At 57.6% G+C, this 23,759-nt stretch carries 17 protein-coding genes; 13 read left to right on the forward strand and 4 right to left on the reverse strand.

What is annotated here, in order from left to right:
• Positions 1-73 precede the first annotated feature (73 nt).
• The 5 genes from ACJJU9_RS09480 to ACJJU9_RS09500 all read left to right on the forward strand — a co-directional run bounded on the left by ACJJU9_RS09480 (position 74) and on the right by ACJJU9_RS09500 (position 6,765).
• Positions 74-2,539, forward strand: coding sequence for a TonB-dependent siderophore receptor (locus tag ACJJU9_RS09480; protein ID WP_407730551.1), 2,466 nt, complete (start codon positions 74-76; stop codon positions 2,537-2,539).
• Positions 2,540-2,608: 69 nt separating this feature from the next.
• Entirely contained in the window at positions 2,609-3,385 is a 777-nt protein-coding gene (locus ACJJU9_RS09485) for a class I SAM-dependent methyltransferase (RefSeq protein ID WP_407730552.1), read from the forward strand.
• Between the two features lie 202 nt (positions 3,386-3,587).
• Positions 3,588-5,432: a PAAR domain-containing protein gene (locus ACJJU9_RS09490; protein WP_407730553.1), complete on the forward strand. Its 1,845-nt coding sequence runs from the start codon at positions 3,588-3,590 to the stop codon at positions 5,430-5,432.
• A complete protein-coding gene (locus ACJJU9_RS09495) occupies positions 5,425-6,078 on the forward strand; it encodes a DUF2931 family protein (RefSeq protein WP_407730554.1) in 654 nt (217 codons plus the stop codon). Before ACJJU9_RS09490 ends, ACJJU9_RS09495 begins: the two co-directional genes overlap by 8 nt.
• Before the next feature lie 30 nt (positions 6,079-6,108).
• Entirely contained in the window at positions 6,109-6,765 is a 657-nt protein-coding gene (locus ACJJU9_RS09500) for a DUF2931 family protein (RefSeq protein ID WP_407730555.1), read from the forward strand.
• Between the two features lie 76 nt (positions 6,766-6,841).
• Here the strand turns inward: ACJJU9_RS09500 and tal are convergent, their stop codons facing one another.
• Entirely contained in the window at positions 6,842-7,765 is a 924-nt protein-coding gene (gene tal / locus ACJJU9_RS09505; RefSeq protein ID WP_153334774.1) for a transaldolase, read from the reverse strand.
• Between the two features lie 211 nt (positions 7,766-7,976).
• Here tal and ACJJU9_RS09510 point away from each other — a divergent pair, with 211 nt between their 5' ends.
• From ACJJU9_RS09510 to ACJJU9_RS09535, 6 genes are all read left to right on the forward strand, one after another.
• Positions 7,977-8,645 (forward strand): DUF3313 domain-containing protein, encoded by a 669-nt coding sequence (locus tag ACJJU9_RS09510; protein ID WP_123748677.1) that lies wholly within the window; start codon positions 7,977-7,979, stop codon positions 8,643-8,645.
• 153 nt (positions 8,646-8,798) lie between these two features.
• Positions 8,799-9,299, forward strand: coding sequence for a thiol peroxidase (tpx, locus tag ACJJU9_RS09515; protein WP_048368980.1), 501 nt, complete (start codon positions 8,799-8,801; stop codon positions 9,297-9,299).
• Between the two features lie 349 nt (positions 9,300-9,648).
• A complete protein-coding gene (locus ACJJU9_RS09520; RefSeq protein WP_407730556.1) occupies positions 9,649-10,950 on the forward strand; it encodes an MdtA/MuxA family multidrug efflux RND transporter periplasmic adaptor subunit in 1,302 nt (433 codons plus the stop codon).
• The gene (locus ACJJU9_RS09525; RefSeq protein WP_048388400.1) at positions 10,947-14,048 is read left to right on the forward strand and encodes an MdtB/MuxB family multidrug efflux RND transporter permease subunit; all 3,102 of its coding nucleotides are present in this window, start codon (positions 10,947-10,949) and stop codon (positions 14,046-14,048) included. Before ACJJU9_RS09520 ends, ACJJU9_RS09525 begins: the two co-directional genes overlap by 4 nt.
• A complete protein-coding gene (locus tag ACJJU9_RS09530; protein WP_407730557.1) occupies positions 14,045-17,152 on the forward strand; it encodes an efflux RND transporter permease subunit in 3,108 nt (1,035 codons plus the stop codon). Before ACJJU9_RS09525 ends, ACJJU9_RS09530 begins: the two co-directional genes overlap by 4 nt.
• Entirely contained in the window at positions 17,149-18,639 is a 1,491-nt protein-coding gene (locus ACJJU9_RS09535) for an efflux transporter outer membrane subunit (protein ID WP_048368984.1), read from the forward strand. The genes ACJJU9_RS09530 and ACJJU9_RS09535 overlap by 4 nt, the downstream gene beginning before the upstream one ends.
• A gap of 92 nt (positions 18,640-18,731) precedes the next feature.
• Here ACJJU9_RS09535 and ACJJU9_RS09540 read toward each other — a convergent pair whose 3' ends face one another.
• The 3 genes from ACJJU9_RS09540 to ACJJU9_RS09550 form a co-directional block, all read right to left on the reverse strand.
• Positions 18,732-19,811, reverse strand: a complete 1,080-nt coding sequence (locus ACJJU9_RS09540) for a GGDEF domain-containing protein (RefSeq protein WP_407730558.1) — start codon at positions 19,809-19,811, stop codon at positions 18,732-18,734.
• A 144-nt stretch (positions 19,812-19,955) separates the two neighbouring features.
• Positions 19,956-20,672: an HPP family protein gene (locus tag ACJJU9_RS09545; protein WP_123748683.1), complete on the reverse strand. Its 717-nt coding sequence runs from the start codon at positions 20,670-20,672 to the stop codon at positions 19,956-19,958.
• Between the two features lie 190 nt (positions 20,673-20,862).
• Positions 20,863-21,132: a hypothetical protein gene (locus tag ACJJU9_RS09550; RefSeq protein ID WP_153374561.1), complete on the reverse strand. Its 270-nt coding sequence runs from the start codon at positions 21,130-21,132 to the stop codon at positions 20,863-20,865.
• Positions 21,133-21,791: 659 nt separating this feature from the next.
• Here ACJJU9_RS09550 and ACJJU9_RS09555 point away from each other — a divergent pair.
• Together ACJJU9_RS09555 and ACJJU9_RS09560 are read left to right on the forward strand one after the other, a co-directional pair.
• A complete protein-coding gene (locus ACJJU9_RS09555) occupies positions 21,792-22,196 on the forward strand; it encodes a TraR/DksA family transcriptional regulator (protein WP_048368987.1) in 405 nt (134 codons plus the stop codon).
• 189 nt (positions 22,197-22,385) lie between these two features.
• The gene (locus ACJJU9_RS09560) at positions 22,386-23,729 is read left to right on the forward strand and encodes a phospholipase effector Tle1 domain-containing protein (RefSeq protein ID WP_407730559.1); all 1,344 of its coding nucleotides are present in this window, start codon (positions 22,386-22,388) and stop codon (positions 23,727-23,729) included.
• Positions 23,730-23,759 lie beyond the last annotated feature (30 nt).

Below are 23,759 nucleotides of genomic sequence, written 5' to 3' on the forward strand. Positions count from 1 at the left end.
AAATTTCTTTGCGGGTTTTTTCGCGTCCTTCGACAACTAGGCATAAGACCTTTTAATTGCAGGAGCAAAACCCATGTCCGCTGCCGTTCAACCTCTTTTCTTGCCCGCGCGTAGCCGCTTGGCCATTGCCCTGCAGGCGGTCTTGCTGGGCAGTGCTGCGCTGGCGGCCGCGCAACCGTTTTCGATGACGGTGGCCGCATCGGTCAGTGCGCAACGCAGTTTCGATGTGCCGGCCAGTACGCTGGAAGACGCGCTTAACCGCTTTGCCCAGCAGGCCAATATTTCGCTGCCTTACGACCCTGCACTGGTACAGAACAAACAGGTGCCAGCGCTCAAGGGCCGTTTTGAGGTGCCGCAAGCGTTGCAGCAATTGCTCAAAGGCAGCGGCCTGACCGCCACCGAAGGGGCCAACGGGGTGTGGACACTGTACCCGCTGACCTCTGGCAGCGCAGACGGCAAGTTACAACTGCAGGCCACCAGTGTGACCGGCGTGGCATTGGGCGGGACCACCGAAGGCAGCAATTCCTACACCACGGGCGAAACCAGTACGGCAACCAAATTGCCGCTTTCGCTGCGTGAAACACCGCAGTCAGTCACCGTCATTACCCGTCAGCAAATGACCGATCAAGGGTTGGGTAGCATTGCTCAAGTGATGGAGCAAACGCCGGGCATTACCGTGATGCACGATGACAGCGAGCGTTATAACTTCTACTCCCGCGGCTTTACCCTGGATAACTTCCAGTACGACGGCGTGCCGACCTCGGACTTCACCACCAATACCAACGGTCTGGGCATGCGCGATATGGCCATTTACGACCGGGTAGAGGTGGTGCGCGGTTCCACCGGTTTGATGAGCGGCGTGGGCAGCCCGTCGGGGGCGGTGAATCTGGTGCGCAAACGCCCGACCAAAGACTTCCAGGGCTATGTGTCGGGCAGCGGTGGCTCATGGGACCGCTATCGCAGTGAACTGGACTTGTCGGGCCCCTTGACTGAAAACGGCGCGGTGCGCGGGCGCGTGGTGGCCGCCCATGAAGACGGGCGCTCCTTTATCGACCGGTATTCGTCCATCAAAGATGTGTTCTATGGCATCGCTGAGGCTGATCTGACCGACGATACGACGCTGTATGCCGGTATCGACTATCAAAAAATCAACTCCAATGGCTCAAGTTTTGGCCAGTTGCCGCTGTATTACAGCGATGGCAGCCGAACCCACTTCAAGCGCTCCATGAACCCGGCCGCCAAGTGGGCGTATGCCGACAGTAAAAGCACTAAGTATTTCGCCGGGGTCGAACAGCGTTTCGATAACGATTGGTTGTTGAAAGTCGAAGCCAGCCACTGGAAAGGCAGCACCGACCAGTTGCAGGGCAATATCGTGGGCTGGGGACCGTTCCCGGACAAAACCACGGGTGAAGCGCAGTTCATGAGCGGCACCAAAACCTTCGAGATCAACACCGATACGATGGACGCCTATGCCACCGGGCCCTTTGAGTTCTTGGGGCGCAGCCATGAATTGGTGCTGGGTGCCAATGTCAGTAATCGTCGCAACGATTACCTGGCCGAGAATGCTGACGACCTGACCATCAATTACCAAAACTGGAACAACAACGATGCGCCGCGTCCGGGCCCTGCTCAATTGAGTCAAGGCTTGAAACAGCGCTATAAGACGAAGGAATCGGCGCTCTATGGCGCTTTGCGCCTCAAGCCGACGGATGATTTATCGGTCATTCTCGGTGCTCGCGTGGTCGACTACGACCGCAAGGGGACAATGACCTACAACGCTGCGCAAACGGTCCCTACGCTGGATGATTCGAAAAAGACCGGCAAGCCGATTCCCTATGCGGGGATCGTCTACGACCTGAGCGCCAATCACTCGGTTTATGCCAGCTACACCGAGATTTTTACCCCGCAAAGCTATTTCGATCGCAACGATAAAGTGCTCGCACCGATGACCGGTAAAAGCTACGAGGCGGGCTTGAAGTCGGAGTATTTCGACGGTGCACTGAACACCAGTTTTGCCGTGTTCCTGATCAAACAGGATAACTACGCCGAATACGATGGTGTGCGCGATAACGGCGAAGATGCCTACAAGGCCATCGACGGCACTAAAACCAAGGGCTTTGAGGCCGAGATTTCCGGTGAAGTGGCACGCGGCTGGCAATTGCTGGCGGGCTACACCTACGCTCAACCCCGGGACAAGGACGGCAAACGCATCAACAGCAATCACCCCGAGCAATTGTTCAAGTTGGCCACCAGTTACCAACTGGACGGTGACCTCAAGGACCTGACCGTGGGCGGCAATCTGTCCTGGCAAGGTTCGACTTACAGTGAGCTGGATTCATCGATCAAAGCCGACGCCAAAGAAGGCAGTTTCGCGGTGGTGGGATTGATGGCGCGTTATGACATCAGCCAAAACCTGAGCGCCACGGTCAACCTCAACAACGTCTTTGACCGCGAATACCTCAGCGGTTATGGCTTGTACTCGACCTACTACTATGGTGATCCGCGCAACCTGATGCTGGGGATGAAGTACAGCTTCTGAGAAGGGGTTCATATCGCCGCGGGGACGATTGGGCTATGGTTGAGCAACCATTCCAAGCGGAGCCAGACGATGAGCGACTCAACCCTTCATCATGCTGCGGCTGAGGGCTATGCCCAGGGCGCTGACACTTATGTTCGCGGGCGCCCAGATTACCCGCCCCAGGTCAGCGCCTGGCTGACTGACACCCTGGGCCTGCAGCCTGGCCAGACGGTACTCGAAGTGGGTGCCGGAACTGGCAAATTCACCCCGCGCCTGTTGCAGACCGGCGCACGGGTGATCGTGCTTGAGCCGGTCCAGGCCATGCTCGCCAAGTTGTCAAAGGCCCATCCTGAGGTCGAAGCCCATCAAGGCACCGTACAAGCCATTCCGTTGGCCGATGCCAGTGTCGACGTGGTGGTGTGCGCACAAGCGTTTCACTGGTTTGCCAACCATGAAGCCTTGGCCGAGATCCATCGCGTGCTTAAACCGGGCGGGCGCCTAGGGCTGATCTGGAATCTGCGAGATGCCAGCTTCAAGTGGGTGGCGAAACTCGATGCGCTGGTCAATCAATGGGAAGGCGATGCGCCACGCTTCTACACCGGCGTCTGGCGTCAGGCATTTCCGTTTGACGGCCTTGGGCCGCTCCAAGAGCAACAGTTCATTCAGCCTCATAACGGGCCGGTCGAGGACGTGATTTTCAATCGCGTGCGTTCCACCAGCTTTATCTCGGCACTGGCGCCTGATGAGCGGGAAAAGGTGGAGCAACAACTGCGTGATTTTGTCGCGTCATACGAAGAGTTGAAACCTGGCGGGGAAGTCAGTGTGCCGTACATCACTTATGCGTTTGTGACGCAGAAACTGGCGTGATCCCCTCTCAATTTTCGGAAAGCTACGCGTACTACAAACCAAACGGATCCTTCTGACAGGGTAGTTCCGCACCCCCTCGGCATACTGGCTGGGCGCCGCTAACTGGCAATTTGACAGTTAGCGGGCACTCAACCTTCCTCCACCAGGATGCCGACATGACCCTATTACACAACAACGCTCACGCCTTGCCCGGTGCCTGCGTATGAAGCGCATGAACATCACCGTCGGGGCCAGGACCACGCTGGGCGGCGTGGTGGTGACGGGCTGGGACCTGATGACAATCAACGACCAGATACTGGCCCGCGAAGGTGACAGCATCGAGTGCCCGGTGTGCGGCAGCACAGGCGTTATCGTGCTGTGCGGTCCGCGCCATGATGAATCACTGGGAGGGCGGCAAGCCGCGCTGGAAGGCGACTTGTGCCAGTGCCTGTGCCGCCCTGCGCCGCGACTGATCCCTGATCAATACATCAGAGGCCAAGTGCTGGGAGATGCCAGAGGGCCTCAGCAGAGTTACATGGAGTATTTGGCTCAGTGGCCCGAATCGCCGGCACCTAAAAAAACAGCCCCCGCCAGTGCTGAACCCGAGCTGGAAGAAGAGGACGAAGAAGAGGAACTGGAGTCCGGCATCACCTTGCATGTTGGCTTATTCTTCGATGGCACGGGGAATAACCAGGGCAACAGTGAAGCGGCGAAAGGATGCCTGGCTATTAGCTTGGGTATGGGTGAACAGGAAGGCGCGGATATACGTCAGCATTGCGCGAGCTTTGGTTTTGACGGTAAAGGAAATTCGCCGGATAACAGCTATAGCAACGATGTCACCAATGTGGCGCGGCTTTATGGGCTATATCCGGATCAGGCATATACGCAGTTGCCGCAAGGGGCTGAAGAGGCGTTTCTCAGTGTCTACCTTGAAGGTGTCGGTACAGTTACCGGGCAAGCTGACTCGGTCTATGGCCAGGCCAGCGGTCAAGGCAGCACTGGTATTGTGGCGCGAGTTGAGCAAGCACCTGCCCTGATTTTGGAGCAGATTCGAAGGCTGCAAAAAATTAATCCCGGCATAAAAATTTGGCGAATCGTCTTCGACCTGTTTGGTTTCAGCCGTGGCGCTGCTGCCGCACGGCATTGTGCCAATGACTTGTTGAAGGGGCCGAAAAGCCTTATCGCCCAATCGATCCCTCCGGGAACGAAGGGCATGTCAGATGGCTTTAGATGGCGCCACCGAACAGATTTCAACCTCAACTTTATCGGCCTGTTTGATACGGTGCCTGGGGTGGTTGCACCTTTAAGCGGCGACTTTAGCCCGCACAACGCCAGTAACCCGGGCCTTGACCTGTACCTTGCGCCCGGCATTGCACGCCATGTGGTGCAATTTGTGGCGCGCCACGAATATCGTCATAACTTCTCACTGGTTCGTACCGACAATGACATCGAGCTGCCCGGCGTCCACTCCGATCTTGGAGGCGGTTATTTGCCTCTGGCCACCGAAAAAGTGCTGCTGAGCAGACCCCAGAGCAGTCAGGTGCCTGTCGACATGCCAGAAACCTCCACGGTCGCTTATGACCGAGCCAGGCAGTTGCTGGGAATTATGCTGCCGGATCTGGAGCCCTATCTGCAGCGCTGGAGTGTCGACACATGGGCGGTGGTTCTGCCTTACAACAAACGCCGTGACATGTTTGCCGAGAAACGCGTGTATGCCGCCCTACGCAGTGAGCGACAGGTGCATGGTCAGTTGTCACTGATTTACTTGCGGGCCATGCGCGAGCTGGGCATACGAAACGGGATTCCTTTCGTATCCATTGATGATCGTAACCCTGCATTGGCGCTTCCTGCTGATCTGCACGACATCGCCATCAAACTGCAAGCCTATGCCGTCGGCGACAGCTTTCCCGGACTGACCCATGAAGAGGTGGCTTTACTACAGCGCAAATACATCCACTTGTCAGGCAATTGGAATGCTGCCAGCGGCAAGAACAACAGCGACATTGAGGTGCTCTTTATCAATCGGCCGGCTACGGGCGGTAAACGGGCGGTGCATCCCAATGAGTAAATTCAAGCTGCTATGGGTATGGGGTGTGTTTGGGTTGATGGTGGGCTGTGCCAAAGGCAGCAATGGGTTGCCCTATGATGCATGGCGCTTAGGGCTGGGAGCCCCCGATTACATGGAAGTATGGATCGAAACCGCAGATGCGGTTGATGTGCGGGACCGTGAATTCAGGCTAGCCATGAGCGGAATAGCCGCTATCAATACACCTAAAAACCTCAATGGTAATCCTCGAGGCTGGCCTAGCTATCCGGGCTGGGGCAAAGGTAAATATGTTTACGGAGCTGCGGTACCGCGCTTGATCTATGTGCGCTGGCAATCACTGGTGGAGCCGCAAACCTACGAGGCTTATATCGTGATTCCCGAAGCCATTCAGCAGGCCATGGTCAAGCCTGAAAAAGCCTTTTGCGAGTTCGATGACAAATGGATCACTGATTACCGTAAAGGCGTGACGGTAGGGTTGGCTCCCGGCGGTATTGCCAAAGTGTGGATTTCAGGCCCTTGCATCAGCCCAATCGAAGTGGCCAGGGTTCAGGGAGAAGTAGTGAAAGAAGGACCTTATGGCGGGAAGTCCGAAGGCCATCATTTCCCGCTTGGCGAAACGTCAAAAGCCTACATCGAAAAATACGGGGTGCCTTATGGCTCTTGGTAAAGGGCCGTCACACACGTGCGGAGCATCCCAATGACTACATTCAAGCTGCTATGGGTGTGCGGTGTACTTGGGTTGATGGTGGGCTGTGCCAAGGGCAGCAATGGGTTGCCCTATGATGGCTGGCGGCTTGGACTGTTCGCTCCCAACTATATGGAAGTGTGGATCGAAACCGCAGATGCGGTAGATGCGCGGGATCGTGTATTCAAGCGAGCCATGAGCGGAGGTGCTTCTATCCAGACCCCTAAAAACCTCAAGGGCAACCCACTCGGGTGGCCCAGCTACCCCGGTTGGGGCGCCGGCAAGTATGTTTACGGGGCTGCGGTACCGCGCTTGATCTATGTGCGCTGGCAATCATTGGTGGAGCCGCAAACCTACGAGGCTTATATCGTAATCCCCGAAAGCATTCAGGAGGCCATGGTCAAGCCTGAGAAAGCCTTTTGCGAGTTCGATGACAAATGGATCACTGATTACCGCAAAGGCGTGACGGTAGGGTTGGCCCCTGGCGGTATTGCCAAAGTGTGGATTTCAGGCCCTTGCGTCAGCCCAATAGAAGTGGCCAGGGTTCAGGGAGAAGTCGTTAAGGAAGGGCCTTCTGGCGGCCAGACTAATGGTAAATATGCCTTGCCGTTAGAGCCAGAAACAAAAGCCTACATCGAAAAATACGGGGTGCCTTATGGCTCTTGGTAAAGGGCCAGCGCGCCTCGCGATCTGTGTTATGGCCAATAGATCGCGAGACGCGTCAACAGAAGGTGGGGGGCAGCTGTTATTTACCTGACAGCAGGGCTTCAAGTTTTTCCTGGTCGCGGGCGAATTGGCGGATGCCTTCGGCCAGTTTTTCAGTGGCCATGGCGTCTTCGTTAGAGGCCCAGCGAAATTGCGCTTCGTTGAGGGTCAAACGCGGCTCGCCGGTCGCGCCGGGGCTGAGTTTGCGCGCCAGTGCGCCGTCGTCCTGCGCCAGTTTTTCCAGCAGGTCCGGGCTGATGGTCAGGCGATCGCAGCCTGCCAGTTGCTCGATCTGGTTGGTGTTGCGAAAGCTCGCGCCCATGACCACGGTTTTGTAGTCATTGGCCTTGTAGTAGTTGTAGATGCGGGTTACCGACTGCACGCCCGGATCATCTGAGCCGGTGTAATCAATACCGGTGGACTTCTTGTACCAGTCGTAGATACGGCCCACGAACGGCGAGATCAAAAACACCCCGGCATCGGCACAGGCTGCGGCCTGGGCAAACGAGAACAGCAGGGTCAGGTTGGTCTGGATACCGGCTTTTTCCAGCTTCTCGGCAGCACGGATGCCTTCCCAGGTCGACGCCAGTTTGATCAGTACGCGGTCGCGGCTTACGCCGGCCTTGTCATACAGCTCGATTAATTGATTGGCTTTTTGCAGCAGGGCTGGCTCGTCAAACGACAGGCGCGCATCGACTTCGGTGGAGATACGGCCCGGAATAACCTTCAAGATACCGCTACCCACCGACACCGCGAAAAGATCGCAGGCCAGGCCAACATCACCTTTGGCGTGGGTAATAGCGTTTTTCAGCAGGTCGGCATAACCCGGCAGGGCTGCGGCCTTGAGCAGCAGGGAAGGGTTGGTGGTGGCATCAACGGGTTTGAGGCGGGTAATCGCGTCGAGGTCGCCGGTGTCTGCGACCACGGTGGTGAACTGCTTGAGTTGTTCCAGCTTGGAAGTCATGAGCGTCTCTGTCTCAAAGGTATTAATGGCTGTACAGATGGAGTACGTCGTCGAGCAAAAGTTCTTTAAACGATAAGTGGCAGAATGCCGCCGAACAAGGTCGTTGTGCAACCGATCAGGAGATTTAATCGCGAGAAAAGCAATCTGTGGGGGATTGGCTATACCTACTACTCCATGTTCAAACGGTTGCGTCTCATACAGGAGTTTCACCATGAAACCTGGGTTGATGATCGGTACGTTATGCCTGGCTACGCTGGTACTGGCCGGATGCGCCAGCAAGGTTCAGCAACCGGATGAATACTCCGGCTTTTTAAAAGATTACAGCCGACTTAAAGAAGCCCGGTCGCCTTCGGGGGCTGAGGTCATGCGCTGGGTTGATCCCACGATCAAGGTCGACCAATACACCAGCGTGTACATAGAACCGAGCCAGCTCTATCCGGCGCCAAAACCTACCGAGAAAATTCCGCAAAGCACGTTGAACGCGATTACGGCCTACTACGATCAGGCGCTCAAACGAGAGATCAGTAAAGTGCTGCCGTTGGCCAGCGCGCCAGGCCCGGGGGTGATCGTGGTACGCCCGGCGATTACAGCCGTCAGCAGTCAAACTGAAAGCCTGGCACCTTATGAGTACATCCCGGTCGCTCTGGTGGCGGCAGCGGTGACGACGGCCTCGGGGATCCGTGATCAGGAAACCCGGTTGTCTACCGAGGCCGTTTTTATCGACGGGAACGATCAGCATGTGATTGCTCAAGTGGTGCGCAAAGGCACGGGCAAACCGCTGAGCAACGCCAGCCAAGTAATGAAGGCAGATGACGTGAAAGCAGTGATCGATGGCTGGGCGTCGGACATGCGCCAGTCATTTCAGAAGGTCAAGGATTAGAAGAGCCCCTGCACGCGGCCTGATTCCTTTGGCAATGCCGGGATCCTCTTTTTGTCACACCCGGCATGACAATTTATGCTCCGGGCATAGGTCGCGTGCGCGTTTCGTGTTTAACTTCCGGCTCTTCAAAAACAGTTAAAAAGGACATCGTTCATGGCTCAAGTGACGCTTAAAGGCAACCCTGTTCAAGTCGACGGCGTGCTGCCTGCAGTAGGTTCCAAAGCGCCAGCGTTTTCGCTGGTTGCCGGTAATTTGTCCGATGTAACGCTGGCCGATTTTGCCGGTAAGCGTAAAGTGCTGAACATCTTCCCAAGCGTTGACACCCCGACCTGCGCAACGTCGGTACGCAAGTTCAACGCACAAGCCAACGAACTGGCCAACACCGTGGTGCTGTGCATTTCGGCTGACCTGCCATTCGCTCAAGCGCGTTTCTGCGGTGCCGAAGGTCTGGAAAACGTACAAAACCTGTCGACGCTGCGCGGTGCCGAGTTCATCAAGAACTACGGTGTGGCAATCGCTGATGGCCCGCTCAAAGGCCTGACTGCTCGCGCAGTGGTTGTACTGGACGAAAACGACACCGTGCTGCACAGCGAACTGGTTAAAGAAATCGCTGAAGAGCCTAACTACGAAGCAGCTCTGGCTGTTTTGAAGTAAGTCGAACAGCAACACCGAAAACGGCCTGGCATTGAATGCCAGGCCGTTTTTTATTGCCCGTAAAGATCAAATAATCAAACCGGCCTACGTAATGTCACACAGGTTCTAGACACTCTGCGCGGCACAATTGAGGCAAGGGCTGCCTCAAGTCTGGATTATTTGAGGTTGAGTGTTGGTGTTGGAAACTAAACAGATCAAAGTCCGGGCAGGCCCTTGTCGTGAATGTAAAGCAGGTCTTTGACGCGCTATAACGTAAATAGCCGGTAAAGAGCCTTTTCATAACTGTCTGCACTGCTTATCTTTCAGGCTCCTGAAATTAAGCGCTCGCGCCCAACTGGTTGATCACTCAATGCAATCCTCTGTTTCTCGCACTTCTCGTCGCTGGCTGGTTGGCCTGCTGATTTTGCTGATCGTTGCTGGCGTGAGCTGGTGGCTTTGGCCCGCATCGGCGAAAAAAGGCCAGAACGCGCAACCCGCCGGGCACACCAGCCGCACAGGGGCGATGCGCCCGGGCTTTGGTGGCTCAACGTTACCGGTGCCGGTTCTGGTAGCAGAGGTGACTCGGGGGGATTTCCCGATCTACTACAAAGCGTTGGGTACGGTCACTGCGCTGAACACGATCAATGTGCGCAGCCGCGTGGCAGGCGAGTTGGTCAAGGTCTACTTCAAAGAAGGGCAGATGGTTAAAGCCGGTGAATTGCTCGCCGAAATCGACCCGCGTAGCTATCAGAATGCGCTGCTGCAAGCCGAAGGCACGCTGTTGCAGAACCAGGCCCAGCTTAAAAACGCCCAGGTAGATGTGCAGCGCTATCGCGGTCTCTACGCAGAGGACAGCATCGCCAAGCAAACGCTGGACACGGCCGAAGCCCTGGTCAGCCAATATCAGGGCACGGTCAAGACCAATCAGGCGGCCGTCAATGATGCCAAGCTCAACCTCGAGTTCACCAAGATTCGTGCGCCGATCAGCGGCCGCGTGGGCTTGCGCCAGCTGGACGTCGGTAACCTGGTCGCGGCCAACGACACCACCGCGTTGGTGGTGATTACTCAGACCGAGCCGATTGTGGTCAGCTTCACCTTGCCGGAAAACAACCTGGCACTGGTGCTGGAGCGTTATCGCAGCGGTGCAAAACTGCCGGTACAAGCCTGGGATCGCGGTGATCAGAAAGAGTTGGCCAGCGGCGTGTTGAGCAGTATCGATAACCAGATTGATGTCACCACCGGCACCTTGAAGTTCAAGGCGCTGTTCGAGAACCGCGATCAGGCGCTGTTCCCCAACCAGTTCGTCAACGTGCGCCTGCTGGCTGACACCCTTAAAGGTGTGATTCTGGCCCCGACAGCAGCGCTTCAATACGGCACCAATGGCTCGTTTGTCTATGCAATGGACGGCGATAAAAAGGTCAAGATCCGCACCCTCAAACTGGGTGCGACCGATGGCGACCTGACCGTTGTCAAAGAGGGCCTGGAGCCGGGTGATCGTGTGGTGCTCGAAGGTACCGATCGCTTGCGCGAAGGCAGCCTGGTCGAAGTGGTCAGCAACAGCAGCGAAGTACCGACATCGGCCGCAGGGCAACTGCAAGGTGGGCCGGATGCGGACGCCGACCCAAGTGTTGCCAAAGCCCAGGGTACGGGCAAGGGCAAGGCTGGCGAATGAATCTGTCGCGGCTGTTTATCCTGCGCCCGGTTGCAACCACGCTGTGCATGATTGCCATCGTCTTGTCCGGGATCATCGCGTATCGCCTGCTGCCGGTGTCGGCCTTGCCTCAGGTCGACTACCCGACCATCCGCGTGATGACGCTTTACCCGGGCGCCAGCCCGGATGTCATGACCAGTGCGGTGACGGCGCCCCTTGAGCGCCAGTTCGGGCAAATGCCCGGCCTTACGCAGATGGCTTCGACCAGCTCCGGTGGCGCCTCGGTGTTGACCCTGCGCTTTAACCTGGACATGAACATGGATGTCGCCGAGCAGCAGGTGCAGGCTGCGATCAATGCCGCGACCAACCTGCTGCCCAAGGACTTGCCGGCACCGCCGGTGTACAACAAGGTCAACCCGGCCGACACCCCGGTGCTTACTTTGGCGATTACCTCTAAAACCATGCTGTTGCCCAAGCTCAACAACTTGGTCGATACCCGCATGGCGCAAAAAATTGCCCAGATCAATGGTGTGGGCATGGTCAGCATTGCCGGCGGTCAGCGCCAGGCCGTGCGGATCAAGGTCAACCCCGAGGCGCTGGCCGCCAATGGTTTGAACCTGGCGGATGTGCGCACCCTGATCGGCGCCTCCAACGTCAACCAGCCCAAGGGTAACTTTGACGGCCCGACGCGGGTGTCGATGCTGGACGCCAACGACCAGTTGAAAACCCCGCAGGAATACGCCGAACTGATTTTGGCCTACAACAATGGCGCGCCGCTGCGACTCAAAGACGTGGCAGAAATCGTCGACGGGGCCGAGAACGAACGCCTGGCCGCCTGGGCCAATGAAAATCAGGCGGTATTGCTCAATATCCAGCGTCAACCCGGTGCCAACGTGATTGAAGTGGTGGACCGGATCAAGGCGCTGTTGCCAAGCATCACCAACAACCTGCCTGCCGGTATCGATGTCACCGTGCTGACCGATCGTACGCAAACCATCCGCGCCTCGGTACGTGATGTGCAGCATGAATTGTTGATCGCCATCGCGCTGGTGGTGATGGTGACCTTCCTGTTTCTGCGCCGCGCCAGCGCCACGATCATTCCGTCGATTGCGGTGCCGTTGTCGCTGATCGGGACCTTTGGCGTGATGTACCTGGCCGGGTTTTCGGTCAATAACCTGACACTGATGGCCCTGACCATTGCCACCGGGTTTGTGGTCGATGACGCCATCGTCATGCTGGAAAATATTTCACGCTACATCGAGGAAGGCGAAACCCCGATGCAGGCCGCCCTCAAGGGCGCCAAACAAATTGGTTTTACCCTGATCTCGCTGACCCTGTCGCTGATTGCCGTGCTGATCCCGCTGTTGTTCATGGCGGATGTGGTCGGGCGGTTGTTCCGTGAATTTGCCATCACCCTGGCGGTGGCGATTCTGATCTCACTGGTGGTGTCGCTCACCCTGACACCGATGATGTGCGCACGCTTGCTCAAAGCTGAGCCCAAGCCCGAAGAGCAGGGCCGTTTCTACCGGGCCAGCGGTGCCTTTATTGACTGGATGATCGCCGAGTACGGGCGCATGTTGCAGTGGGTGCTCAAGCACCAGCCACTGACATTGCTAGTGGCTATCGGCACCCTCGCGCTCACGGTGTTTCTGTACATGGTGGTGCCCAAGGGGTTCTTCCCGGTGCAGGACACGGGCGTAATTCAAGGGATTTCCGAGGCGCCGCAGTCGATTTCGTTCAGCGCCATGAGCCAGCGTCAGCAAGAGCTGGGCAAGATCATCCTGCAAGACCCGGATGTTGAGAGCCTGTCGTCTTACATCGGTGTGGACGGCGATAACGCCACCCTCAACAGCGGGCGCATGCTGATCAATCTCAAGCCCCACAGCGAGCGCAGCGACAGTGCTTCAGCAGTGATTGCGCGTCTGCAACCGCAGGTGGACAAGCTGATCGGGATTCGCCTGTATATGCAGCCGGTGCAGGACTTGACCATCGAAGACCGCGTCAGCCGCACTCAGTACCAATTCAGCTTGTCATCGCCGGATGCGGAGTTGCTCAGTACCTGGAGCCAAAAACTGGTGTCGGCCTTGAGCAACCAGCCAGAACTGACCGATGTCGCCAGCGACCTGCAAGACAAAGGCTTGCAGGTGTTTTTGGTCATCGACCGCGATGCCGCGTCGCGCCTCGGGGTGTCGGTTGCGAACATCACGGACGCACTGTACGACGCCTTCGGCCAGCGGCAGATTTCGACCATTTACACCCAGGCCAGCCAGTACCGCGTGGTATTGCAGGCCAAAGATGGCGAGAAAATCGGCCCGCAGTCGCTGGAGCAGATCCACGTCAAAACCACGGATGGCGGTCAGGTTCGGCTGTCCAGCCTGGCCAGGGTTGAAGAGCGTCAGTCGCAACTGTCCATCTCGCACATCGGGCAGTTCCCGTCGGTGATGGTCTCGTTCAACCTGGCGCCCGGCGTAGCGCTGGGGCAGGCGGTCGAACTGATTGATCAGGTGCAAAAAGACATCGGCATGCCGGTCGGCGTGCAAACCGAGTTCCAGGGCGCTGCACAAGCGTTCCAGGCGTCGTTGTCGAGCACCTTGCTGCTGATCCTGGCGGCGGTGGTGACCATGTACATCGTGCTGGGCGTGCTCTATGAGAGCTACATCCACCCGATCACCATCCTCTCGACCTTGCCGTCTGCGGCCGTCGGCGCCTTGTTGGCGCTGATTCTCAGCGGCAATGACCTGGGCATGATCGCGATCATCGGCATTATCTTGCTGATCGGCATCGTCAAGAAGAACGCGATCATGATGATCGACTTCGCCCTTGATGCTGAGCGCAACCAGGGCATGGCGCCCCATGATGCTATTTACCAGGCGGCGTTGCTGCGTTTCAGGCCGATCCTGATGACCACTCTGGCCGCCTTGTTTGGTGCCGTGCCGCTGATGCTGGCGACCGGTTCCGGCGCGGAGTTGCGTCAACCGCTGGGTCTGGTGATGGTCGGCGGTCTGCTGGTGAGCCAGGTGTTGACGTTGTTTACCACCCCGGTGATCTATCTGTACTTTGATCGACTGGGCCGCCGCTGGCGCGGTAACACGGTAACCGCTGAGCAGGCGTCGCTATGAACCTGTCCGGCCCGTTCATTAAGCGCCCGGTAGCGACCATGCTGCTGAGTCTGGCAATCATGTTGCTGGGCGGTGTGAGCTTTGGTTTGCTGCCGGTGTCGCCGCTGCCGCAAATGGATTTTCCGGTGATCGTGGTGTCTGCCAGTTTGCCGGGCGCCAGCCCCGAGGTGATGGCGTCTACCGTGGCCACGCCGCTGGAGCGATCCTTTGGCGCGATTGCCGGGGTCAACACCATGAGCAGCCGCTCGAGCCAGGGCTCGACGCGGGTGATTTTGCAGTTCGATCAGGACCGCGACATCAATGGCGCGGCCCGTGAGGTGCAGGCGGCGATCAACGCCTCGCGTAACCTGTTGCCCAGCGGTATGCGCAGCATGCCGACCTACAAAAAAGTTAACCCGTCGCAAGCACCGATCATGGTGCTGTCGCTGACGTCCGATGTGTTGGCCAAGGGCGAACTTTACGATCTGGCCTCGACCATTCTGTCGCAAAGTCTGTCGCAAGTACCGGGGGTGGGCGAGGTGCAAATCGGCGGCAGTTCCTTGCCTGCCGTGCGTATCGAGTTGGAGCCGCAACTGCTGAACCAGTACGGCGTGGCGCTGGATGACGTGCGCAACACCATTGCCAACGCCAACGTTCGCCGGCCCAAAGGCGCAGTGTCGAATGATGAGCATAACTGGCAAATACAGGCCAATGACCAACTGGAAAAAGCCAAGGATTATGAGCCGCTGATCATCCGTTACCAGGACGGTGCGGCTTTGCGTCTGAGCCATGTGGCCAAGGTCCAGGACGGCGTAGAAGACCGCTACAACAGTGGTTTCTTCAACAATGATGCTGCGGTGTTGCTGGTGATCAACCGTCAGGCCGGGGCCAACATCATTGAAACCGTCAACGCGATCAAAGCCCAGCTCCCTGCCTTGCAGGCGGTCCTGCCGGCCAGCGTCAAACTGAACCTGGCCATGGACCGCTCCCCGGTCATCAAGGCCACGCTGCATGAAGCCGAGATGACTTTGCTGATTGCCGTGGCGCTGGTGATTCTGGTGGTGTTCCTGTTTCTCGGTAATTTCCGTGCTTCGCTGATCCCGACCCTGGCGGTGCCGGTGTCGCTGGTGGGCACTTTTGCCATCATGTACCTGTTCGGCTTTTCGCTGAACAACCTGTCGCTGATGGCCCTGATCCTGGCCACCGGGCTGGTGGTGGACGACGCCATCGTCGTGCTTGAGAACATCTCACGGCATATTGATGCCGGGATCTCGCCCATGAAGGCGGCGTACCTGGGGGCCAAGGAAGTCGGCTTTACCTTGCTCTCCATGAACGTTTCGCTGGTGGCGGTGTTTTTGTCGATCCTGTTTATGGGCGGGATCATTGAAAGTCTGTTCAGGGAGTTTTCGATCACCCTGGCGGCGGCGATTGTGGTGTCGCTGGTGGTATCGCTGACCTTGACCCCGATGCTCTGCGCGCGCTGGCTCAAACCCCATGTGCCGGGCACTGAAAACGCCATGCAGCGCTGGAGCATCCGGCTTAACGACCGCATGGTGCTGGGCTATGCCCGCAGCCTGGATTGGGTCTTGCGGCACAAGCGCCTGACCCTGCTCAGCCTGTTGCTGACCATCGGCGTAAACGTGGCGCTGTACGTGGTGGTACCCAAGACCTTTATGCCGCAGCAAGACACCGGGCAACTGATTGGCTTTGTGCGCGGCGATGATGGCCTGTCGTTCAGCGTAATGCAGCCCAAGATGGATATCTTCCGCCAGGCAGTGTTGGCAGATCCGGCAGTAGACAGTGTGGCGGGCTTTATTGGCGGTAACAGCGGGACCAATAACGCATTGATGATCGTGCGTCTAAAACCGATTTCTGAACGCAAGATTTCGGCGCAAAAAGTCATTGAGCGTTTACGTGAGAACATGCCCAAGGTGCCGGGCGGACGCCTGATGCTGATGGCCGACCAGGACCTGCAATTTGGCGGTGGCCGCGAGCAAACCAGCTCACAGTATTCCTACATCCTGCAAAGCGGCGACTTGGGTGAGTTACGCACCTGGTACCCCAAAGTGGTGGCTGCACTCAAGTCCCTGCCTGAGCTTACTGCCATTGATGCCCGTGAAGGGCGGGGTGCGCAGCAAGTCACATTGGTGGTAGATCGCGATCAGGCCAAACGCCTCGGGGTCGATATGGACATGGTCACTGCGGTGCTGAACAACGCCTACAGCCAGCGGCAGATTTCGACCATCTACGACAGCCTGAACCAGTATCAAGTGGTGATGGAGGTCAACCCCAAATACGCCCAGGATCCGCAAACCCTGGACCAGGTGCAGGTCATTACGGCCGATGGTGCACGGATTCCGTTGTCGGCCATTGCTCACTACGAGAACAGTTTGCAAGACGACCGGGTTGAACATGAAGGCCAGTTTGCCTCTGAAACCATCTCCTTTGACATGGCCCCCGGCGTTTCACTGGAGCAGGGCACCGCAGCGATTGAACGCGAGATCGCAAAATTGGGCTTGCCCGAAGAGGTGATCGTGAAAATGGCCGGTACCGGCGATGCCTTTGCCGCCACGCAAAAGAGCCAGCCGTTCATGATTTTGGGCGCGCTGGTGGCGGTGTACCTGGTGCTGGGCATTCTTTACGAGAGCTACATTCACCCGCTGACCATCCTCTCGACCTTGCCGTCGGCGGGAGTCGGGGCGCTGTTGAGCATTTACCTCACGGGCGGGGAATTCAGCCTGATTTCGTTACTCGGGATCTTCCTGCTGATCGGCGTGGTGAAGAAAAACGCCATCCTGATGATCGACCTGGCCCTGCAGCTGGAACGGCATTCGGGGATGGGCCCGCAAGAGTCCATTCGCAGCGCCTGCCTGCAACGGTTGCGGCCGATCCTGATGACCACGTTGGCGGCCATCCTTGGCGCCTTGCCGTTGATGCTCAGCCATGCCGAAGGCGCCGAGATGCGCCAGCCATTGGGCCTGACCATCATCGGCGGGCTGGTCTTCAGCCAGATCCTGACCCTTTACACCACCCCGGTGGTTTACCTCTATCTCGACCGTGCGCGCCATCGTTTCAACCAATGGCGTGGTGTGCGTACTGATGCTGCTCTGGAAACTCCGCTATGACCTCTCGTTTGCTTAACCTTGCTCCGGCATTGTCGCCACAACGTTGGGCGCTCGCCCGTGGCTCGCGTCTGTTGGGCCTGGTGCTGACCGGTGTGCTGCTCAGCGCCTGTGCGGTGGGGCCGGATTACCAGCGCCCTGAACTGGCCGTGCCGCAGCAGTTCAACGCGGTTGATGGCTGGACCCAGGCCAACCCGAGCGATGCCCTGGAGCGGGGCGCCTGGTGGGAGTTGTACGCTGACCCGCAGCTCAATGCGCTGGTGGCCAAGCTCAACAGCAACAACCAGAGTGTTGCCCAGGCCGAGGCGCAATTTCGCCAGGCCCAGGCGCTGGTGCGCAATGCCCGTGGAGCCTTCTTGCCGAGTGCTGATTTAAGTGTGGGTAAAACCCGCTCCAGCCAGGGTACCGGCAGTTCCAACTCCAGCCTGACCAGTTCCAGCAGCGGTATTCGCGACACCTTGAACGCACAGGTCGGCGTCAGTTGGGAGGCCGATGTCTGGGGCAAATTGCGGCGCGGCCTTGAGGCCAATGAAGCCAGCGCCGAAGCCAGCTACGCCGACCTGGCGGCCATGCGTTTGAGCCAACAATCGGAGCTGGTGCAGAACTACCTGCAACTGCGGGTTATTGATCAGCAGAAGCGATTGTTAGAAGCGACCGTCGAGGCGTATGAGCGGTCGCTGAAAATGAGCGAAAACCAGTACCGCGCCGGGATCTCCGGCAAAGATGCGGTGGCGCAAGCGCAGACCCAATTGCGCAATACCCAGGCCAGCCTGATCGACCTGATCTGGCAACGTGCCCAGTTTGAAAACGCCATTGCGGTGCTCACCGGTCAACCGCCGACGGGCTTCAAACTGGCAGAAATCAACGACATCCCCAAGCTGCCGGCGATCCCGGTCAGCGTGCCTTCGCAACTATTGGAGCGGCGTCCGGACATTGCCTCGGCAGAGCGCTCGATTATTGCCGCCAACGCCAACATAGGCGTGGCCAAGGCGGCGTACTACCCGGACTTCAGTCTGAGCCTGTCCGGCGGCTACAGCAGCAGCCAGTATCAGGACTGGATCAGCGCGCCAAACCGGTTCTGGTCGGTGGGGCCAAAAATTTCATTGCCATTGTTTGACGGCGGCCAGCGTTCGGCCGAAGTGGACCGTAACGAAGCCGTGTATGACCAGACCGTGGCCAAATACCGCCAGACCGTGCTCGATGGTTTCCGTGAAGTGGAAAACTACAGGATCCAGTTGAAAGTGCTGGGTGATGAAACCGTGGTGCAAGAGCAGGCGCTGGAATCGGCCCGTGAATCACTGCGCCTGACCACCAACCAGTACAAAGCGGGTTTGATTGCGTATCTGGATGTCGTCAACGTTCAAACCACCGCCTTGAGCACCGAGCGCAGCGTCTTGAACCTGCTGCAAAGCCGCTTGATCGCCAGCGTGCAATTGATCGCCGCACTGGGCGGTGGCTGGGACGGAAAAATGGAAGTGAGCGAGCGCTAGGGCCTGCTCAGGCTACGTCCGGCGTAGTCGCTGACGAGGCACGAAGGCTGCGAAAAATTAAAGGATCGCGAGATTTAGTGCGTTCTGTAGCCTCAATCAGCATGAAACGTAAACCGGTCCTTCCCACTATTTTTGGACGCGTACAGCGCTTTGTCCGCTTTGGCCAGGGCCTGGTTGAGGGTGTCGTGGTCGTCAACCCGGGTCAGGCCGATGCTGATGGTCACCGGGTATTGATGCGGGTCTTCGCGCACCTGACGGCACAATGCATCCATCAGCACTTCAACGTCATCCCGACGCACACCTGAAACGTACACGGCAAACTCTTCCCCGCCCAGGCGCGCATATTCATAGCCCTGCACCACGGCTTTGATATTCGCCGCCGTGCGTTTGAGCACTTCGTCGCCAATATCATGGCCGTACAGGTCGTTCACTTTCTTGAAGTTGTCGATGTCGATCATCGCCAGGTAGTGATCGTGCTCACGGGGCCGGATGCCCAATTCGCTGCCAGCCCGCGCCATAAAGGAGCGGCGGTTGGGGATCTCGGTCAGGGTGTCAATGTAGGCCTGCTCAATCAGCAGTTTGGACAGGGTGTAGTTGAGCAGTTTCACGCGGCGTAATTTGAAAAAACTGTAAGTCGTCAGGCAGGCCAGAAAAGAGTAATAGCAGAGGAGCATGCTGCCCCGCAGGTCCATTAACGATATTTCAGTCAGCACAAACGGGTTAAGTACTACCACGGTTATAGCCAGGGTGCTGATGAATGCCCAGCGGCTCAAGGGCAGGATCGAGGCGCAATACAGCATGCTTGAGGTCGCCAGGGTCAGCCACACGGCTTGCTCGGTCTCTGGCAGGCCCTCAACCAGCAAGCGTATGCCGATGCTGATCACCAGCACAAAGACCACGTTCAACAGGTTGAATTGTTGAGCCGTGCGCAGAAAGCCGATAAGAAGGGTGAGGCCGACCATGCTGGCGATGAACAGCATGGAAAGCCCGGTAAACCCCTGACCGCCCTTGGTGCTGACAATCAGGTCAAACATCAGCCAGATAATCGTGCTGGCGATATAGGTCAGGCTGCAAAACGTGCGCAGTTTCTCAAAGTCATGCTGGGCAAATTCAGCTTGCAGGGCGGGTGGCGCAGCCTGCCGGGATACTTCGTTCTCGATGGTTCTGAGCATTGCGAGCCTTGATCACGTGGAGTGTGGGGTCCGAGTGATCAACTGTGTGTGAACACGACCCGCCCGGACGACGCTTCAGTAACCCTAGCAGGAGTCTGCAGGTTTTCGACAGGCGCCGTATCAGGCATGAGGCTCGCTTATGCGCTAGGCGCTTTCGGCAAACACCTCGCGCACACTGCGTCGACGCGCATAGTGTTCGCTGGCGCGGACCAGGGCTTCGAGGTCTTCGGGTGTTACGTCGATAAAGGCGTCCATTTGCTCCATGGCTTTTTGCAAGTCTTCAGCCGTAATGCCGGCCTCTCCGGGGATATGCGGAGCCACAATGGCCGGAGCCGGTTCAGCATTTTTTTTCGGGTAACGCACGCGTGTGAGGTTGTTGTAGACCAATGCAGCCAGCAGCATGCACACAGCGCTGAGCATCACGGGGGCGAGCATTCCCCAGCCCAGGCGGGCGCTGTCCGGGTCTGCGAGGACGACCAGCAAGGCCAGCGCCCCAGCCGGCGGATGCAGGCAACGTAGCAAGCACATGATGAGCATCGCCAGGCCTACGGCCAGGCAGGCGCTGTCCAGGTTGCGGCCGAAAAAATGCACCACGCCCAATGACACTACCGTTGCACACAGGTAGCCGCCGACAATCGACCAGGGTTGAGCCAGCGCCCCGGATGACACGGCAAACAGCAAAATGGCCGAGGCTCCTAAAGGGCCAATCAGGTGCATGGCCACGGGCAGGCCAAAGAACAGGCTACAAATCCATACGCTCAGCAGTGTGCCCAGTGAGACGCCTATCGCTGCGCGGCTCCACTCGGTGGGACGGGTATTCGTGGCCGCAGGTAACAGGCGGCTGATCCAGCTGTTTTGCATGGTGGGGGAATCCGGAATCTGGTAACCAAGGGATAAAAAAAGGGCCGTGCGGGTTTCCCGGCAAGCCCTTGAAAGTGTTCCTTTATTGGGGGAGGAACGTGGGCAGTGTGCTTGCACCCTTTGCAATCCGCAAATTCATAATAATGATGATTAACTGCATTTTTATTGAGTTAAGACGCGGCAGTGCAGGCTACGGCAGTGTCGGTGCGCTGGCGGGTGAGTCCGAGGTGGATGATTTGCCCAGCACGCGGTCATGCACGTCATTGCTCAGCAACTGCCTCTCAATCAGGCCACGCAATCCGCAACTGTTGGCCAGCGGCACTTTTAGCAGCAGCAGGGCATCGCGCAGTGTGCTCAAACGCTCCAGTTCGGGCAGGCTCACTGCGTGCTCTGGCAGAGGGATAATTGGCGCACTTGGCGCCCGTGCGGGTTGATCGTCGGCAAACAAGGAATAACTCATCACGTCGTACCCCTGAACAAAGGCTATTTATTATCTGGCAGTCGGTTCGGTTAAAGCGTTATGCGCTGGCGATACAAGCAGTGACATATCGATCATTTACTTGGCGTGGGATATGGGATTTGGTCGAGTGATTGTAAAGCGCGATTCCCGCGCAGTATTGTCAGGCAGTGCGTAACTACCAATAAGATTTACGGAGAAGTTTGTGGGATTTTTCAACCTAAGAAGAGGGAGACGTAGCGCGGCAAAGTCGCACGTAGAGATGGCTGCAAACGCTCGCGTGTTGAGCCAGGGTCTTACTGATTTTTACTCTGATGTAACAATCCGAACTATTTTCGGTTTAGGTTAAAAGGTCAGGACTCGGCTGCCTGAGCGAGGCCTTTATTCATAGGGTGATGATTTTCAGCAGCACGATTGAATTTCTTGCTATAAACGCACTCCATTAGCCCCTCTGAACGGTTTTTTCGTCTCTTTCCACGTTTAGCTGGACAAATAGCTGTCATTTCAGTTGCTGACTCGATAAGTCGGCCTTAGACTGCCGCCCCTCGTAAATTGAGTGCCGGGTGGCGCTTGAGATAGATGGCACCTAACGGGTTTGGATAAAGAACGATCCGATCGCTCCCCATTTCGCCTTAATGCACGTATTTTTTATAGAGAAATCAATGACAAAGGAACAGTTGCTGGCCATGCCGGCGGATGACTACATGAATGCCGAGCAGCACTCTTTTTTCACTGAGTTGTTGCAAGGCATGAAGGTTGAAACCCACGAACGCATCGAGCAAAACCGCATTGCGATCGAGAGCCTGGACACCCCGGCCGATCCTGCGGATGCCGCCTCGGTTGAAGAAGAACGTACGTGGCTGGTGAACGCTATCGATCGTGACCAGCGCATGCTGCCTCAGCTGGAACAAGCGCTGGAGCGCATCAAAGAAGACAGCTTTGGCTGGTGCGACGACAGCGGCGAGGCCATTGGCCTGAAGCGCCTGCTGATCAGCCCGACCACCAAGTACTGCATCGAAGCTCAAGAGCGTCACGAGCAAATCGACAAGCACCAGCGTCAAGCCTGAGTGCCTGACCTTGCCGGGGCCGCACGGCCCCGGTAGCTTTTGGGTTCTGCGAGCATTCGCTTTGCTGCCCGTCCCGCCTTGTAAAACCTTGTACAACAATCTCCGCGCGTTGAGTGGGTCCCTCCGGTGAAGCACCTTATAGTTGCGCGGCATTTTTACGCGTGGCCGATTTGATCGAGGGTGAAATTCATGGGTGATTCAAGCAACACAAAACGCGTGTTGCGGGTGGGTGTGTTTTTTGATGGCACCGCCAATAACCAATTCAACAGTGCAACGGGTCAGGCCCGAATGGCGCAAGGGTTGAGGGTCGAGAGCGACAGCAGCTACGCCAACGCAACGACCAATATTGCCGCGTTGTACCAGCATTACCCGGCGCAACAAACCTTCGATGCCGACAGCAACGCCGTGACGTCTCTCTATATTGGCGGTATAGGGACTACCACAGGCGCGGCGGATACGCGTTTTCCGGCCCAGACCTATGGCCGTGGCAGCAGCGGCGTAGTGGGCAAGGCAGAGCAGGCTTACGCGCAACTGCACGAGTGCCTGACGCATTTCATCCAGGCTGCGCCCGCGGCATCTTTGAGCCGGTTACAGCTGGATATTTTCGGATTCAGTCGTGGCGCGGCCGCCGCCCGGCACTTTGCCAACCTCGTCATCAGCGGATCCTTCAAGTCGCAGTTCAGCCTGGCCGCAGATTTTGAGTGCGAGATCGCCTTTATCGGCTTGTTCGATACTGTCGCCGCCATGGGTGGGCTGGCAGACGGCGGCGATATCAGTGACGACATCAACCCCGGTCTTAACCTGTACCTGAGCCCTGGCTGCGCGAAGTATGTTGTGCAATTGGCTGCGCGTGATGAGCAGCGGCGCAATTTTGCGCTGAACAGCATCGCTGGGCAGTGGCCCATGGAAATCGCTGTCCCCGGCGCGCATGCCGATGTGGGGGGCGGATATCCAGCGTTGATGTCCGAGCAGGTGTTTTTGACGCGCTGGCAAACCAATCTGGTCAGCCCGTCCACACCGATCAACCTGACCCACGCTTGGCAGCGCGCGAGTGCAGAACTGAAACAGTGGCAGGCCCGGGACTTGTTGGACCCCACTGATCCGGACCGCCTGCTGCAAGTGCGCAGTGATTCACGCCGCCAGGGCAGCCGCGAAGACCCCATGCAACAAGTACTGGCCGCAGTGTTTATGCAACGCCGGGTATTCGGTGATTTAGCGCGGGTGTACCTGCGCATCATGCACAGCCTGGCGTGCGAGCAGGGCGTGCCGCTCATGCTATTGACCGAGGCTGCTTGCGCACTGCCTGACGAACTGCTGCCCATTGAAGCAAGCCTTCAGGCGCAAGTGCGTCTCGGCGCTATCGATCTGAGCGATGAGCAGGAGCGGGTTTTACGTCAGCGCTACGTCCACCAGTCGGCTAATTGGAATGCCTCGGTGGGGTCGGGTGAAGGGATTATCGATCAGGCTTTTTTCAATCGACCGCAGGAAGGCGGGCGCTTGATTTATGAGCAAAAGGCCCCTGTATTCGGGTAAGCGTACAGCGGGATTGTTACAGGTCATGCA

It is taken from the genome of Pseudomonas helleri, from assembly GCF_045830615.1.
GTDB classification, from domain to species: Bacteria; Pseudomonadota; Gammaproteobacteria; order Pseudomonadales; family Pseudomonadaceae; genus Aquipseudomonas; species Aquipseudomonas helleri.

Coding starts and splice junctions, on each gene's coding strand:
- ACJJU9_RS09480 (WP_407730551.1), top strand. CDS start 74: ATGTCCGCTGCCGTTCAACCTCTTTTCTTGCCCGCGCGTAGCCGCTTG.
- ACJJU9_RS09485 (WP_407730552.1), top strand. CDS start 2,609: ATGAGCGACTCAACCCTTCATCATGCTGCGGCTGAGGGCTATGCCCAG.
- ACJJU9_RS09490 (WP_407730553.1), top strand. CDS start 3,588: ATGAAGCGCATGAACATCACCGTCGGGGCCAGGACCACGCTGGGCGGC.
- ACJJU9_RS09495 (WP_407730554.1), top strand. CDS start 5,425: ATGAGTAAATTCAAGCTGCTATGGGTATGGGGTGTGTTTGGGTTGATG.
- ACJJU9_RS09500 (WP_407730555.1), top strand. CDS start 6,109: ATGACTACATTCAAGCTGCTATGGGTGTGCGGTGTACTTGGGTTGATG.
- tal (WP_153334774.1), bottom strand. CDS start 7,765: ATGACTTCCAAGCTGGAACAACTCAAGCAGTTCACCACCGTGGTCGCA.
- ACJJU9_RS09510 (WP_123748677.1), top strand. CDS start 7,977: ATGAAACCTGGGTTGATGATCGGTACGTTATGCCTGGCTACGCTGGTA.
- tpx (WP_048368980.1), top strand. CDS start 8,799: ATGGCTCAAGTGACGCTTAAAGGCAACCCTGTTCAAGTCGACGGCGTG.
- ACJJU9_RS09520 (WP_407730556.1), top strand. CDS start 9,649: ATGCAATCCTCTGTTTCTCGCACTTCTCGTCGCTGGCTGGTTGGCCTG.
- ACJJU9_RS09525 (WP_048388400.1), top strand. CDS start 10,947: ATGAATCTGTCGCGGCTGTTTATCCTGCGCCCGGTTGCAACCACGCTG.
- ACJJU9_RS09530 (WP_407730557.1), top strand. CDS start 14,045: ATGAACCTGTCCGGCCCGTTCATTAAGCGCCCGGTAGCGACCATGCTG.
- ACJJU9_RS09535 (WP_048368984.1), top strand. CDS start 17,149: ATGACCTCTCGTTTGCTTAACCTTGCTCCGGCATTGTCGCCACAACGT.
- ACJJU9_RS09540 (WP_407730558.1), bottom strand. CDS start 19,811: ATGCTCAGAACCATCGAGAACGAAGTATCCCGGCAGGCTGCGCCACCC.
- ACJJU9_RS09545 (WP_123748683.1), bottom strand. CDS start 20,672: ATGCAAAACAGCTGGATCAGCCGCCTGTTACCTGCGGCCACGAATACC.
- ACJJU9_RS09550 (WP_153374561.1), bottom strand. CDS start 21,132: ATGAGTTATTCCTTGTTTGCCGACGATCAACCCGCACGGGCGCCAAGT.
- ACJJU9_RS09555 (WP_048368987.1), top strand. CDS start 21,792: ATGACAAAGGAACAGTTGCTGGCCATGCCGGCGGATGACTACATGAAT.
- ACJJU9_RS09560 (WP_407730559.1), top strand. CDS start 22,386: ATGGGTGATTCAAGCAACACAAAACGCGTGTTGCGGGTGGGTGTGTTT.